The sequence below is a fragment of the Chitinophaga parva genome, assembly GCF_003071345.1.
Lineage (GTDB): Bacteria > Bacteroidota > Bacteroidia > Chitinophagales > Chitinophagaceae > Chitinophaga > Chitinophaga parva.
The window spans coordinates 963,102-978,470 of record NZ_QCYK01000002.1 but is presented as its reverse complement, the minus strand read 5'-3'; the positions used below and the strand labels follow the sequence as shown (position 1 = coordinate 978,470).

Below are 15,369 nucleotides of genomic sequence, written 5' to 3'. Positions count from 1 at the left end.
AACCGTTGAATGTTATTCGTGAATGGTTAATCGTCTTTGTTTGACCCGGATATTCCGGACATTGAACGATTAACCATTCCCCTTTAACTATTAACCTCTTTAGTCATTCCCCGGGTTCTGCTTCATCAGCGTATTCCTTTGCAGCTCATTGCTGGGAATAGGCCAGGTATAGGAACGGCTGTCGTCCCACTGGATGGCACCGCCTACCAGGGAGGTGCCGTAGTAAGCCGCTTCCGATTTACCAATGCGCCAGCGGCACACGTCGAACCACCAGTGGCCTTCATTAAAGAGCTCTGCCCAGCGTTCATAGTACAGCGGGTTACTGCCCAGCACCGGGTCATTGATCGCTTTTGTTTTTGCGGTAAGAGATGCATAATCCACGCTGGCATCCGGCGTGTTCACGGGCTTGTTATAGGCGCGGCGGTGCACTTTGTTGATGTATTCCAGCGCTACGGTGTTGTTACCCTGGTGCATCATGGTTTCTGCATACAGCAGGTAAATGTCTGCCAGGCGCAGGATGTAATAGTTAGCACCATCTGCGGCAGGACCGTAGTTGAAAATGTTGTTATCAAACGTGGCATACTTGCGGAAGCTCCAGCCATAGTGTGAGTCGCGCAGGCTGATGCTGCCAATGTTGGAACACTTGGCAATGGGCCGCCAGTTGGTACCATCCAGGCTGGCGCTGTCTATCCACGGTTGCAGTGCACATACTTCCAGGCGGGGATCTACGGTACCGTTGGTACGGTTTGCCAGGGAAGTGGCTTTGTAGGCCGGGTCTATGATGCGGGGCAGGTTGCTTACGGAAGAGTCCTTGCTGGCATCAAACTTCGGGTTCTTGATCATGGTGTAGAGCGGCTGTGGGAAACCAAAGCGTTTCAGGTTGGCATCGTGTATGTACTCGTTGCCATAGCCCAGGGAAATGGGGCTGTTCTCACTGCCATTATCCCCGATCACCGTTACCGCCCAGATGAGGCCCTGGCTGGTGGTAAGGTTGGTAAGTGGCTGGTCAAAGATGCCGTAACCACCGGCAGAGTTGCGGTCTACATTGATCTCGAACAGGGATTCTTCGTTGAACTCATTGGCCGCAATTGCCACAAATGCATCTTTGTATTTGGCATAAGGCATGAGGGATTTACCACTGTGCTGGATCACGTCTTCCAGGATGGGCTGTGCAGCCGCCCAGTTTTGGGTGTACACGTAAGCCTTTGCCAGCAGGCCTTTTGCGGCCCACTCAGTTACACGGCCCTTATTGTTTGCATCATAGCTTACACCTTTGAGCTGGGTAGCGGCGGTTTGCAATTCGCTTTCAATGAAGGCCCACACTTCGCCTACGGCGTTGCGGGCTTTCTGGGTACTGTCTATCCCATTGGCCACCGAAGTAATAATGGGCACGCCCATTTTATCGGCATTGGCGGTACCATTCAAATAGGCCTCCCCGTAAAAACATTCCAGCTCCAGGTAGTACAGTGCCCGTAGGAAATGTGCTTCCCCGCGCATCTGCTCTACGGCCAGGTGCGTATCCGGGCCACCATAATTTTTTTCGTAATAATCCGCACGGTCAAAGAACACATTGCACTCCTTCACACCGCGGTACAGGCCTGTCCACAGGTCATTTACATAACTGTTGGTGGCGGAAGGATGGTTCACCGTAAGGTCCGTCCAGGGCTGGTCTCCGCCGTAGGCCACGTCTGCTGTGTGCTCGCTGGCGGCAAAGTCTTTACACAACATTTCAAAGCCATCCAGCTCCATGGAGCGCCAGTTGCCATAAGCGGCAGCGAGCACCCCACCCAGTTCATTGGTATTTTTCGGGTAATTCAGGTTGGAATAAACATCCGTACGACTGATAGCGGATGGATCTTTAGCGCAGGAAACCAGCAGGAGTATGGCCGGCAGCAGCGCTGCAATTTTTTTATACATACTACAACGTATTAAGATCATGAATGAATAGGGTTACTAGAACGTGGCGTCAAAACCGACGGAGAACACGCGGGTGTGCGGATACTGCCAGGGCGCATCTATACCACGGGTGGTAACGCTGTACTGCGGGCCGGTGGGGCCAGGCACCAGCACGCCGCTCAACTCGGGATCGAGACCGCTGTACCTGGTGATGGTAAACAGGTTATTAGCCATCACGTACAGGCGCGCTTTCTGGATCTTCAGTCGGTTCAGCAGCGTGTTGGAAAAATTATAACCCAGTTGTGCATTCTTCAGTTTCAGGTAGGAGCCATTCTCTACAAAGTAACTGTTGGGCACATTGTAGTTCTGGTTCGGATCATTCACACCGTTGTAATTGATACGGGGTTGTGAAGTAAGCTGGTTGCTGCCGAAGTAGGAGGCATTGAACACCTGCGCAGTGGTATTGCCGTCAGAAAAGGGGAACTGTGCATAGGCTTTCACACCGTTGAACAGCTGCACGCCGGAAACGCCGTTGAACAGGAGGTTCAGGTCAAACGCGCCGTAAGCGAGGTTGATATTGGCACCGTAAGAGAACTTCGGGTTAGGATTGCCCAGCACCTGCTTATCGTCTGCCGTTACTTTACCATCGCCGGTGATATCCTGGTAGATCAGGTCACCTGCATGCGGTGTGTTGCCCAGCTGGGAGCCATGCTTGGCGGCTTCGTCATCTGTTTTAAAGATGCCCTGCACTTTGTAACCCCAGAACCGGCCAAAGGGCGCACCGGCGCGGGTGATGGTGAGGGGGTTATTGATCATGAGGCCAAAGCTGCCGTTACCATAATTATTATTACCATCCAGGATAGGGTTTGCATTCACACCATCCAGGTTCAGTACTTTATTCTTGTTGAAAGAACCGGTGAAGTTTACGCCGTAGCTGAATTTACCCGCATGGTCGTGATAACCCAATACCAGGTCAATACCCTTGTTGTTTACAGAACCGATGTTGGTTTCATACAGCGCGGTAATGCCGGAACTAAGTGCCACGGGCAGGCCATACAGCATGTCATTCGTGGTTTTGTTATACCACTCTGCCGTGAAGTTCAGGCGGTGGTGCAGGGCTTCCAGGTCAATGCCGATGTTGGTTTCTTCCACCTGCTCCCACTTGATCTTTTCATTGGGAATAAAGGTCTGGGTGATGCCTACACTGGGAGAGCCGCCCGGTGAGAAGTTAGCAGAATTTACCTGCTCATACGTGGTGAGGAAGTAGTAGCTGTTGATATTACTGTTGCCCAAACGTCCCCAGCTGCCACGCAGTTTCAGGAGGTCAATGAAAGGCACACCTTTCTTAAAGAAGTCCTCATCACTGATATGCCAGCCGGCGGAGGCAGAAGGGAAGACGCCATGCTGGTTACCGGGGCCAAACACGGTAAAGTTTGCATCGCGGCGCACGGCGCCGGAGATGTAATACTTGCCTGCATAATTATAGTTCAGGCGGCCAAACTGTGATTTCACGAGGCCATTGGGATCATAGCCACCAGTCACAAACGCATCGCTCTGGGAGGTGCGGATAAAGCCAAAGGATGAGCCGCCCACATTGGTTTCAGTGGCATCAATGCCATCATATTTATTCTGGATCTGCTCATACCCTACCAGTGCATTGATGGCGTGCTTGCCAAACAGGTGATCAAAGCTCAGGGTATAGTTGGTGAGCAGGGTCTGGTTGTTGTTCGTATACTTTTCCAGTTTGTTAGACGGGCTCTTTACCTGTCCAAAGTTGTACGGCTCCTGGAAGTAGTTCTGGGCTTCATTGTAGAAGGTGTAACCCAGCGTGGAGCGGAAGGTGAGGTACAGGGGCAGTTGCACTTCCACAAAGGCATTGCCCTGGAGGTTCAATTTCTTATTGAGGATGTGCGCCGTCATGATCTGGCCCACCAGGTTAGGACCGGAATAGCCGGTAGGGCTCTGGCCCCAGATGTTGGACTTGTCCGTCTTATCCGGGTTGTACACCGGCATGATGGGCGTGGTACGGAAAGGCGGGTTGATGGGCGTTGCATAAGGCGGCACCGGGTTGGTATTACGGCCCCAGATGTACAGTTCTTCACCGGCGCGGAAGATCTTGCCCAGTTTAAATTCGGAATTTACGCGGGCACCTATCAGGCGGGAAGCGTTGTTCAGGTACACGCCTTTCTGGTTGTTATAAAAACCAGACACCAGGTAGTTTGCATTGTTATTGGCACCAGATACAGACAGGTTGTAGTTCTGCTCATTCCCACTGCGGAACAGCTCTTTGGTCCAGTCGGTATTGGGCAGCGTATCAGTGTGGTCATTGCCCTGCAGGTAGGTAGGATCAATGGTGCGTTTCATCTTGATCCAGTTGTCGCGGTCCAGCAGCTGCAGGGTGCGGGGCTTGGTGATGCCATAACGGGCATTGAGGTTAATGGTGGGTTTGCCTACCTGGCCTTTCTTCGTGGTGATGATGATCACCCCACCGGCGGCGGCGCTACCATAAATGGCGGCGGCGCTGGCGTCTTTGAGCACGTTGATATCGGCAATATCCGCCATGTTAAAGTTTTCCCCGTTGGTCTGGCGTACCCCGTCCACGATGTAAAGGGGCTGTGCGTTGTTCAGCGAGGATACCCCGCGGATCAATATACTGGAGGGCGCGTCTGGTGCGCCCGAGCTCTTCACGATCTCCACGCCGGCCACGCGGCCCTGGATGGCTTCTGTAACATTGGTCACGGGCTGGCTTTTTACATCAGCGCCCTTGATGGAGGCAATGGAGCCGGTAACGTCTTTACGGCGCTGGGTGCCGTAGCCCACTACCACTACCTGTTCCAGTGCGGCGGTGGTGGGGTGGAGCTGTACATTGAGGGTGGTTTGCCCGGACAGGGTTATGGTATCCGCATCAAAACCCACATAGGAAACAATGATGGTGGCATGGGAAGGCACGGAGAGGTGGAAGATGCCGGCATTGTCGGTGCCGGTACCGCCTTTGCCACCGCGTACCTGCACGCCTGCACCGGGCAGGGGCTGGCCTTTATCGTCGGTGACCTTTCCCGTAAGGGACACCTGCTGTGCGTATGCGCCCGGCGCGAGCCAGGCCAGGAGGAACAACGTGAGCAGTGCTTTCAGTAAATGTCTGGTAAGCATGTAATGAGGTTTGTGCGTGTTAACGGTGTGTTGCATAACGGGTAAATGGGAACGGGGCTGAGACAACCGCCGCTCCATGTTGGAGGGACATTTATTCATTTTCATAAAGTGGTTTTCTGCTGCCGGGCAGCGGGTGACGTGGACGTAATGAATGCTGGTGGAACGCCGGTAGTGAACCGGTGCAGCAAAGAAATGGGTAGGTTAAAACCTGGGCAAGTTTTATAAGAGATATATAGGAAATATTGGGGAATTTCAGGGGGACACAGTGGATAAGGCATTGATATTAAATGCGTTCACAATACATTAAAATATTCTAAATATAACGTAAACGAAGGGGCATTCCGGGCCTATATAACAAGAAAAAGGCGCTTTACTTTATGGCGATAACGGATCATGAAAACTTAAGAAAGGGCTATGCAGGCGGGTACGCTACCGGGTGGGGCCCTGCAATATCAATGGCGTCTTTGAGTCCCGGTAGCCTGGAACCGGAGATATTCCATACGATGTCAAAAGTAGTCGTGTATAAGCCTTACGCTACATTGGTTTTATCTGTAAATGCCCGTTACTCCGCCTTTATCTCCATAATATGATGTTCAAACGCCTCGTTCGGCACTTTTGATCTATTCTTGATCCGGGTCTTATACGTATTGATCGTATTCACCGAATACTCCAGGATCTGCGCAATCTTCTCATTGTCATGGATCCCCATCCGGATGAGCGCAAAGATCCGCAGGTCTGTATTCAACAACTCCTGGTCTTTGAGCTTCACCTGGTCCGCGGGCTCAAACAGCCCGTTGTAGTCCTGCACAAAATTGGGGAATAGTTTCAGGAACACCTTGTCAAAATCGCGCAGCAGGTCTTCCTTTTCCTGCTTCAGGTTAATGTTATTCACCAAAAACCGGATCTCTTCCAGCTTCCGGTCATTCACCTTCTGGTCCAGCGATTTCTTAAACCGCTCCATTTTATTAAAGAACACGGAATTGACATTAAAGAAGTAGCCGATGTATTCCTCTTTAATCCGGTTGGCCTCCTCCAGCTTCGCATTGATCTCCCGCTGGTGGGTGGCCGATTCTGTGATGAGGCGCTGGGCGTGTTTCAGTTTATTGAACTGGCGGAAGATCACCACCGCCAGCCATACCACCACCAGCAGCAGGAAAGTGACGATGGCAGAGTAAATGAACAGCATTTGCTGCTGGCTCTCCACCCGGTTCACCTTTTCCGATTCTATCAGCGGCAAAATAGCGCTCATCTGCACCTTGCGCTGGCGGGCCCCGTAGAACATGGCATCGCGGATGGCTTGTTCAATATAGGCCGCGGCATGCTTTACATCGTCCTTTTTATATAATAAGGTAGCCAGGTTAAAAAGTGCAGCGGTTTCCTTGGTAGAGGTTTTAATATCCGCAATGGCAGCTTCTATCAGAAGGGAAATGGCCGTATCTACCTGCCCGCGCTGGATGTAGATGTCGCTCAGCGTGGAAGCGGTCACCGCATACTGGTGGGTGCTCAGCATAGGGTTGTTGATGATCTGCTGGAAACTGGTCAGTGCACTGTCCATGTTGCCACTGCGGATGTACTTCAACCCGTTGAAGTAAGCATACTGGAAGCTTTTTGCATCGTACAGCTGCAGGGCAGAATCCACGTAACGGTTAGCCAGGCGGGTGTACCCCGGGGTATGATAGGTGTCGTTGTCAAAATCGGCCAGGTCGTAATAATAGCGGGCCAGCAGGGTGTAGTATTCCGCGCGGAGGCTATCCGGCGCATCGTCAATATGCACCAGGCTCAGGGAATCATAGGTTTCCTTGAACATGCCGGACGACAATAATATAAAACTGAGTTTGATGCGGGCAAAGGTAACACGGGCCGGGTCCTGTAGCTGGGCGGCCAGGGTTTGCAGGGTGCGGGCATAGCGGTAGGCGGAGTCGTAATTGAACACCTTGTATTCGTCGTACAGCTGGCCGCACACGGCAAACCGTTCCTGCAGCGCCGCAGCAGGGGTACGGGCAAGGGTGGTTTGAAGGGCCTGGATGCGTTGCCGTTTCACCGCATCGTAGCGGGGCGCCTGGGCAATGGCTTCATTGAGGGTGCGCAAGGTGGAGGCAGGGGTACCCTGTGCCAGCAGTCCCAGGGGCAAAAACAGCAACCAAAGTATACGGGTTGGCAGATATTTCATAACGGATTTCAAGGATACGGCTTTGCCCCGGAATATCCAAATCCGCAGTTTTTCCGGATTGCGTAAACCTTTTTCCCGATGCGGAATTGCCTTGCGGCGGCTATGTTGAACCTTTGCGATCGTAAAAAAAATACCAGCGAAATGGGAAAAAGGAATACAACCGTTTGGAAAAGCTTACTGTTTCTGATGATGCTCTGTAGCATCCGCCCCGTGTGGGCCCTTGGCACGGAAGAAGGCGATGACCAGTTTGGCAGCGTGCACGGTGTGATCCGCACGGCAGATGGAACAGCAGCGCCGGCGGTGACTGTACAATTAAAAGGCACTCATAAAAACACCCAGACCGACGAGAATGGTCATTACGCCATCCGCCGCATAACCGCCGGCGATTATACCCTGCTGGTAAGCCTTATGGGCTATGCCCCGGTAGAAAAAGCCGTATCAGTAACGGCGGGCAGATCCTCCCAGGTAGACCTGGTGCTGGAAGTGTCTAACCAGCAGCTGAAGGAAGTAACAATTGCGGGTAATAAGCGCAATAAATTCACCCGCTCCACCTCCGGTGATGTAGGTAAAATGCAGCTGAACCGCCTGGAAAACGCCCAGTCCTACTCCGTAATCCCGAAGGAGCTGCTGGCAGACCAGATTGCCATCACCCAGGATGATGCGCTGAAGAATGCCACCGGCCTTACCAAGATGTGGGACGCCGTAGGCCGGCCCGGTGCCGGCGGCAGCATCTACCTGCTGCGCGGCTTCACTACCACTGCCAACTTCCGCAACGGCATGCCCAGCGTGGTAAATTCCAAGGTGGATGCAGTGAATACAGAAAGCATTGAAGTGATCAAAGGCCCCTCCGGTACTTTGTTTGGCAGCAGCCTCACTTCTTACGGTGGTCTTATTAACCGTGTGACTAAAAAGCCTTATGACGGCCGCGGTGGTGAAGTAGGCTTCACTACCGGCAGCTATGGCCTTAGCCGTGTTACGGCAGATCTGAACACCCCGCTGGACAGCGCCCACCAGGTAATGTTCCGCCTCAATGGCGCCTACACCAGCCAGGGCACCTGGCAGGACAACGGTTTTTCCCGCAGCGTAGCACTGGCTCCCTCCCTGAGCTATAAAGTAAATGACCGCCTGACCTTCAACTTTGATGCGGAAATTTACCACAACGTAGGTACCGGCTTCCCGATGTTCTTCTACCCTTACTGGCTCACTGTGAAACAACTGGGCGCCAGCACCCCTGACCAGCTGAACATTGACTACAAACGCGCTTACCAAAGCAACGACCTGTCTGTAACCAGCGACAACTACAACTTCTTTGGAGAAGCAGTGTACAAGATGTCCAATAACTGGACCTCCCGTACCCTGGTAACCACCACGCGCAGCACCTCTGAAGGCGCTATGCCCTACTTCTACCCTACTACCGGCGATTCCATCATCCGCATGGCCTGGAAGCCTTCCGGCTATGATAACAGCCTTGATATCCAGCAGAACTTCAATGGTGATTTTCACATTGGCAGCCTGCGTAACCGCCTGGTGGCCGGCCTGGATTTTTACCATTATAACTCCAATATCTATTACCGCGAGTTCGTGAACCAGGGCCAGTCCGACTTTTTCGACATCGTAAAGATGCGCGGTGCAGACCCGAACTACGTAAACCTGAACCGCGACCAGGTGGACCACCTGTACAACACCCTGCCCGCCCCGGCATACCCGTACACGATCATCTACCAGACCAATACTTACAGCGCTTACTTTAATGATGTGCTGAACCTGACTGACCGCCTGAGCGTGATGGCAGGTTTGCGCATCGACTATTTCGATAACAAAGGCACTTTCAACGTACAGACCGGCAAGATCAACGATGGCTCCGCCTACCACCAGACAGCCCTGTCGCCTAAGTTTGGCGCGGTGTACCAGGTGATCAAGGACAAGCTGTCTGTGTTTGGCAACTACCAGAACGGCTTCACGAACCAGCAGGGCGCAGACTCCGCAGGCCACACCTTCAAACCTGAACAGGCTAACCAATGGGAAGGCGGTGTGAAAGCAGGCCTGTTTGACGGTCGCCTGTCTGGCAGCATCAGCTACTACAATATTGATGTGAAGGACGTGGTGCGTGCAGATCCGTCCCACCCCTCGTTCTCCATCCAGAACGGTACCCAGCGCAGTAAAGGCCTGGAAGTGGAAATAGCTGCCAATCCCTTCTCTGGCATGAACGTGATTGCAGGTTATGCCTACAACGACAGCAAGTTTGTCCTGTCTGACAACGACTCCCAGGGCCGCCGCCCGGGTACTGCAGGCCCGGCAAACCTGGCCAATCTCTGGATCAGCTACCGCATTCCTTCCGGTGTGGCAAAAGGCCTGGGCTTTGGTTTTGGTGGTAACTACGCCAGCGAGAACAAGATCATCAATACGGCCAGCCAGGGCGTATTTTACCTGCCTGCTTACACCGTGCTGAATGCATCCATCAGCTACGACCGCGCTAAGTTCCGCGTGGCCCTGAAGCTGAACAACCTGACTGACAAGCAATACTTCACCGGTTATTCCACCTTCAATGCCCAGATGCCCCGCCAGTTTGTGGGCAGCGTAGCATTCCGCTTCTAATAAGCACCAATTTCCGCCATTATAAAACCGCAGGCCGCTGAAAAGCAGGCTTGCGGTTTTTTTGTAATACAAAGGATATCCTTGTACCGCCACCAGCCCACCCCGCTGGCTCAATTTTTTTTATTTTTTTTCTCTTCCGGCCCAGCTCCCCAGCCCTTCCGGTAAAAGTCTCAACAGGTATTATAAATAATTGTATTTTAATATATTACACTGAAGAGTATGCTGTTAAAGTTGGCCTCCCCACCTGTAAGCAAATTGTTAAATGAGTGATTAGCAATGTAGTTGCTACTTTCCGGGACGGGAGAATGTCGTATCTTTGCCCCATTGTTTTACGCACATCCGGAAGATGTGTATCCTATGTAACTAGTCTTGTCCTAGCCAATTTTTTTAAGACACCATTTGATTTACGGTCCTGACCTATTCTAAAATTTAAGCTACATGATCAAACGCCTGAAACGAGTTTTGTTTCCCGTAGTCCTTTTTACAAGTTCAGTTGTCGCGCTGGCAGCATCCCATCCCAGGAGCATTCGTCACCATGGTACAGTCATTGTGAAAACAGTTGCGCATAAATCCGCCGCAGTAGTGCGTTCCGAGGAAATGATGAAGGTATATGACAGCCTGCAGTTGAATGCAACCGGTCTTTCTGAAGGTGCATTCTTTTCTGCATTAACCGGCCTGCAACAGCTGGTGGCAGAGGGTAAACTGCAAAACGACAGTATCATTTCCATCGTGGACTTCAGCCTTCCTTCCACGGAAAAGCGCCTGTTCGTGATAGATCTGAACAATAAGAAATTGCTTTTTAATACGCTGGTATCCCATGGCCGTAACTCTGGCCTGAACAATGCTACTTCTTTCTCCAACAGGCCTAACAGCTTCAAGAGCAGCCTGGGATTCTATATCACCGGCCAGACCTACACCGGCAAGCATGGTCTTTCCCTTCGGCTCATTGGCGAGGAACGCGGCATCAATGACAATGCAGAACGCCGCGGCATTGTGATGCACAGTGCGGATTATGTGAATGATGAGTGGGCGCGTGGTACCGGGCGCATTGGCCGCAGTGAAGGCTGCCCGGCCATCCCGGAGGAGATCAGTGATGAAGTGATCAGCGCTATCAGCAATGGCAGCTGCCTGTTCCTTTACAGCCCGGACAAATTCTACCTGGCGCACTCCCGTTACATTTCCAAAGCCTGACACTTTTCAATATCCATAACGAAAGGCCGTCCCCGCAAAACAGGGACGGCCTTTTTTGTATACGGACTTGCACCTACCGTATCATAATTACAGCATTGCAATTACAGGATCGCCATTGCACTATTGCAGTTCCACTGCGACAGCCGGCCGCTTTGAGATAGCCAGCAATCCCAGGAAGGTGAGTGCCGCATTGATGATCAGCAGCTCCACTCCTACCTGGTAGCCGCCCAACAGGGTTTTAGAGTAAAGTGACAACACATAGCAGCACACCGGTGCCGCCAGGCACACGCCCAGCACCAGCCAGTTCTCTGCAATGGTGCGTTTGGTAAATATGCCAAAGGCAAAAAGCCCCAGCAGCGGGCCATAAGTGTAGCCTGCCAGTGCCAGGATAATATCGATGATGGACTTATTGTTCACCCACTTGAACACCATCACGCAGATAAAGAAGATCAGTGCCATGCAGATGTGTACTGTCTGGCGGGTGCGGGTACGCTGTTTTTCGGTGAGGTCTTCGCGTTTCTTGAGGCCCAGGATGTCAATGCAAAAAGAAGAGGTAAGCGCTGTGAGGGCACCGTCTGCACTGGGAAAAAGCGCGGAAATGAGGCCGATGATAAACACAAAGGCTACAATGGCGGGCAGGTGCAGGGACAATGCAATGGCCGGAAACAGGTCATCCCCGCTGGCCTGCACGCCGCTGCCCAAGGCATCTTTATACAGGTACAAAAGGCCACCCAGGAAAAGGAACAGCACGTTCACCATCACCATGATCACACTGAAGGTGATCATGTTCTTCTGGGAATCTTTGAGACTGCGCACGCTGATGTTCTTTTGCATCATTTCCTGGTCCAGCCCTGTCATAGCCACGGTGATGAAAGCGCCACCCAGGATCTGTTTCAGCCAGAAGCTGCCGCCGCTGGCATTGGTATCAAACACGCGGGTATAACCTTTGGCGTGCAGACTGCTCCAACCTTCCCCTACGGAGAGGCCCAGGAAATGCAGGATGTAATAAATACACACCAGCAGGCCCAGTAGCATGAAAGTGGTTTGCAGGGTATCGGTGAATACGATGGTTTTTACACCGCCTTCAAAAGTGTACAGCAGGATCATGAGCAGCAGTACAAAGGTGGTCACGGCAAAAGGTACGTGCAGGTTGTCCAGGATGAAGACCTGCAGCACGTTGATCACCAGGTACAGCCGGGCCGTAGCGCCCACGGTGCGGGATATGATAAAGAACAATGCACCTGTTTTGTATGACCAGGTCCCAAAACGGTGTTCCAGGTAGCGGTAAATAGAAGTGAGCTGCATGCGGTAATACAGGGGCAGGAGCACGTAGGCTACCAGGAAGTAACCAATGAAATAGCCGATCACGATCTGCAGGTAGGTGAAGCCGGAAGTGCCCACCTTGCCCGGCACGCTCACAAAAGTAACCCCGCTCAGCGAGGTGCCGATCATGCCGAAGGCCACCAGCATCCAGTTGGAATTGCGGTTGCCGATGAAGAAGGAATCATTGTTGGCATTGCGGCTGGTGTACCAGGCTACGCCCAGCAGCACGCAGAAATAGGCAGTAACGATAATGAGCAGTAAGGTAGCAGACATGTTTCAGTGCACGTTTTCAATAAAAGCCCGCGCCGCAGGCCAAGACAACATTTACTGCCAAAAATAGGGAGAAAATACGGAGTTTTCCGGGTGATTTAAAATGGTGTGGGCATGACTAAAACCGCGTAAAAAGAGAGAAGAAACGCTGCAACAGCTCCTCCAGGGGCGTTCCGCTTAGTTTCACAATGAGGGTGACCAGCATTACCAGCAATAGGACACCCAGGTATATTTTGCGGGAAGTGCGGGCCATTTTGTTGCGGAACAGGTTATACGCCAGCACCGGCACTGTAAGGATGAATATGATGCCTGCCACGAGCACCCAGGTAGGGTCATCTACCAGGAAGATGACCAGCCCCGCCAGCATAGGCGCGGTAGACACGATCCTGGTAATAATGCGGAGCGCCCGGTTTTCCGGCTTGCGCTGGTCTTCCGGCAGGAACGTTTTAAGTGTTGCTTCTATCTCATCAAAGTGTTCCAGGTCCTGGGGTATCCAGATCTTGTCGGTACTGCTTACACCGGTCACGATAAGGCCATTGCGGTACCAGCTCACGTTGCTCACTTCCAGGAAGTGAATGGTCATATCCCGGGTGGTGGGAAGTTTGCGGGTAATGCTGGTGCCGTCATAAAGGAAGGTAAGACCAGCCAGTACTTTTTTGCTGCGTTGTATGCCGGCGAATAGCAGGAACCCGTATACGCCTGCCACTGCAATGATGGGAAGGTAATCATTGAAGTTGAACAGCCCGTGGCTGGTCCATACCAGGTATCCGATGTAAAGGATACCAGTAACAGCTATAAGTATCACCTGGGCCCGTACGCTGCGGCGGCTCATGCTCCGCAGGCCCTCCGGTGTAAGTTTCAGTTCTTGCATAGTAATCCGGTGGGTTAATGCAGAACAATTTAAGCAATTCAGGGCAATGTGCACAATGCCCTGTAAATGGCCGGCCGGGCCAACCGTCCGCGAAGCTACCGGCGGATGGCCACAATATTCTGGAATGCGAAGATCTCAAAGGCGATGACGTCATACGGTCCCAGCGCGCAGGGCCCATCAGGCAGCAGCCGGTAAAAATCATAATCCGGCAGCAGGTCTGCAATGTCTTTGAAAAAGGTGCGGGCTATCACGTTCATCTCGTTAAACTCTACCTGGATCACTTTGATCGTACCATTGGCAATACACCGGGCCGCACCTTTCAGCACGTTCAGTTCATTACCTTCCGTGTCTATTTTCAGCAGGGCGATCTCGCGGATACCGTTATCCGTCACAAAATCATCTACCGTGGTGAGGGTGATGTTTACGGCATCCGCCGCTTGCTGGCGCAGACCGGTGATCACCTCCTCGTACATACTGGCGTGTTCGGAGCCGCCGTTATCCGCGTAATCATAGATCACCGCAGTAGCCACCTCGTGGCCGGCACCGATGGGTACGGGAGTGAAATCATGTTGTTGCGCCGCCTGCTGCAGGTACCTAAAGGCTACCGGGTGCGGCTCAAAGGCGTAAACGGGCAAGGATACTTTGCTGGTGCGAAGCAGGATGGAGTAGTGGCCCACATTAGCGCCTACATCCAGCACTACCCCCTTTTCCAGGTGGCCGCTGGCCAGGAGGAAGCGGATGAAGGCACGCTCACCGCTCACCTGGTCATCTTCATAATTTAAGATGCCCAGGCCGCGAAGGCTTAGCTTATACAACAACAGGTTGAGCCTATAGAGTGCCTTTCGGGCAAAGAGGAATACGTATATTCTTTTGATCACTTTCTCTGCTATATTCATATGAAGTAGTTTCTTGGTGTTTTTGGGGTGCCCGGTTATGAAACCGCTCAAAGCGTTTTAGCTTATTTAGCTGATATAGTTGCGGGCGTTTTCAAAGTGCTTCGGTTTGCCCGGTGGAGGTATTGAACACGGGCAGCCCCCGCAAACTGGCCAGCCGCCCGGCCCCGGAGAGAAAGTTCAGTCGCCCTTTCCGGTCACGGCTTTCCCGGAAACGGGACTCCACATAACCTTCCGCCACAGAAAATATCTTCAAGGGCCCTACCCGTTCTTTGCGCACGAAATAAGCATTGTTGCCATAAGTATTAGAACCAACAAACGCATATCCTTTCTCCTCGGCCAGCTGGCAGAGCGCCGCCAGTGAAGCACCAAAATACAAATGGCTGTAATGCGCCGCCGAACGGGTAAACCCCGGCTGGTAGGGTACGGTAACAGGCCGTTCCGGCCCAAACACACTGTTGTATTCCACGATCACGATCACGGGCTGCACTACATCCAAAGCCTTCCATACCCAATAATCATTGCCATCAATATCAATACTCAGCAACCCTGTTTCTCCGCGCATCCCCTGCGATGCGATCAGCTCATTAATGTTCTCTGCTGTAATAAAAGCCTGCAGGGTTTTCAGGTCATACCGGTAGAAGATGTCATCTGCACGGATATAGTCAATCGCCCTGGAAGAGCCGTCAATGACCAATCCCGACCAGTTGTCATTCCGCAGCAGGAAGCGGGTGTTGGACTCTACGTAATCCTCCACGCCAAATTCAATGAAGGTCTTTGTACGGATGTCTATTTTGTTGATGAGATATTGTATAATACCATCATCCCCTGCCTGGGAGAACACCTTAAACTCCGCGGGGCCCAGGCTGTCCAGCACGGGAAGCTGTTTGTTTTGCCGGGAAAGTAAGGTACCTAAGAGCAGAAGATCTGTTTGCTGGTGTTTCCTCGTGCTATTCAAATAGTGGTACAGTATTTTCAGGAGTCGTTTCAAGGCCTGGCTTTTTTTTTAA

9 protein-coding genes are annotated in these 15,369 nt (G+C 52.3%); 2 read left to right on the top strand and 7 right to left on the bottom strand.

Annotated features, from left to right (window positions below; translation table 11 throughout):
• Positions 1-99: 99 nt before the first annotated feature.
• The 3 genes from DCC81_RS14320 to DCC81_RS14310 form a co-directional block, all read right to left on the bottom strand.
• Positions 100-1,917: a RagB/SusD family nutrient uptake outer membrane protein gene (locus DCC81_RS14320; RefSeq protein ID WP_108687298.1), complete on the bottom strand. Its 1,818-nt coding sequence runs from the start codon at positions 1,915-1,917 to the stop codon at positions 100-102.
• A 36-nt stretch (positions 1,918-1,953) separates the two neighbouring features.
• Positions 1,954-5,046, bottom strand: coding sequence for a SusC/RagA family TonB-linked outer membrane protein (locus DCC81_RS14315; RefSeq protein WP_108687297.1), 3,093 nt, complete (start codon positions 5,044-5,046; stop codon positions 1,954-1,956).
• Positions 5,047-5,608: 562 nt separating this feature from the next.
• Entirely contained in the window at positions 5,609-7,216 is a 1,608-nt protein-coding gene (locus tag DCC81_RS14310) for a DUF6377 domain-containing protein (protein ID WP_108687296.1), read from the bottom strand.
• Positions 7,217-7,402: 186 nt separating this feature from the next.
• Here DCC81_RS14310 and DCC81_RS14305 point away from each other — a divergent pair, with 186 nt between their 5' ends.
• Together DCC81_RS14305 and DCC81_RS14300 are read left to right on the top strand one after the other, a co-directional pair.
• On the top strand, positions 7,403-9,811 hold the full coding sequence (locus tag DCC81_RS14305; RefSeq protein ID WP_205686334.1) for a TonB-dependent receptor: 2,409 nt from the start codon (positions 7,403-7,405) through the stop codon (positions 9,809-9,811).
• A 582-nt stretch (positions 9,812-10,393) separates the two neighbouring features.
• Positions 10,394-11,002, top strand: coding sequence for a murein L,D-transpeptidase catalytic domain family protein (locus tag DCC81_RS14300; protein ID WP_240612989.1), 609 nt, complete (start codon positions 10,394-10,396; stop codon positions 11,000-11,002).
• A gap of 120 nt (positions 11,003-11,122) precedes the next feature.
• On the opposite strand, the gene DCC81_RS14295 is transcribed toward DCC81_RS14300, so the two are convergent.
• The 4 genes from DCC81_RS14295 to DCC81_RS14280 all read right to left on the bottom strand — a co-directional run bounded on the left by DCC81_RS14295 (position 11,123) and on the right by DCC81_RS14280 (position 15,350).
• A complete protein-coding gene (locus DCC81_RS14295; protein ID WP_108687294.1) occupies positions 11,123-12,598 on the bottom strand; it encodes a sodium:solute symporter in 1,476 nt (491 codons plus the stop codon).
• A gap of 115 nt (positions 12,599-12,713) precedes the next feature.
• Entirely contained in the window at positions 12,714-13,466 is a 753-nt protein-coding gene (locus tag DCC81_RS14290) for a hypothetical protein (RefSeq protein WP_108687293.1), read from the bottom strand.
• Between the two features lie 95 nt (positions 13,467-13,561).
• Entirely contained in the window at positions 13,562-14,362 is an 801-nt protein-coding gene (locus DCC81_RS14285) for an FkbM family methyltransferase (protein ID WP_108688249.1), read from the bottom strand.
• 91 nt (positions 14,363-14,453) lie between these two features.
• On the bottom strand, positions 14,454-15,350 hold the full coding sequence (locus DCC81_RS14280) for a hypothetical protein (RefSeq protein ID WP_108687292.1): 897 nt from the start codon (positions 15,348-15,350) through the stop codon (positions 14,454-14,456).
• Positions 15,351-15,369 lie beyond the last annotated feature (19 nt).

Coding starts and splice junctions, on each gene's coding strand:
- DCC81_RS14320 (WP_108687298.1), bottom strand. CDS start 1,917: ATGTATAAAAAAATTGCAGCGCTGCTGCCGGCCATACTCCTGCTGGTT.
- DCC81_RS14315 (WP_108687297.1), bottom strand. CDS start 5,046: ATGCTTACCAGACATTTACTGAAAGCACTGCTCACGTTGTTCCTCCTG.
- DCC81_RS14310 (WP_108687296.1), bottom strand. CDS start 7,216: ATGAAATATCTGCCAACCCGTATACTTTGGTTGCTGTTTTTGCCCCTG.
- DCC81_RS14305 (WP_205686334.1), top strand. CDS start 7,403: ATGATGCTCTGTAGCATCCGCCCCGTGTGGGCCCTTGGCACGGAAGAA.
- DCC81_RS14295 (WP_108687294.1), bottom strand. CDS start 12,598: ATGTCTGCTACCTTACTGCTCATTATCGTTACTGCCTATTTCTGCGTG.
- DCC81_RS14290 (WP_108687293.1), bottom strand. CDS start 13,466: ATGCAAGAACTGAAACTTACACCGGAGGGCCTGCGGAGCATGAGCCGC.
- DCC81_RS14285 (WP_108688249.1), bottom strand. CDS start 14,362: ATGAATATAGCAGAGAAAGTGATCAAAAGAATATACGTATTCCTCTTT.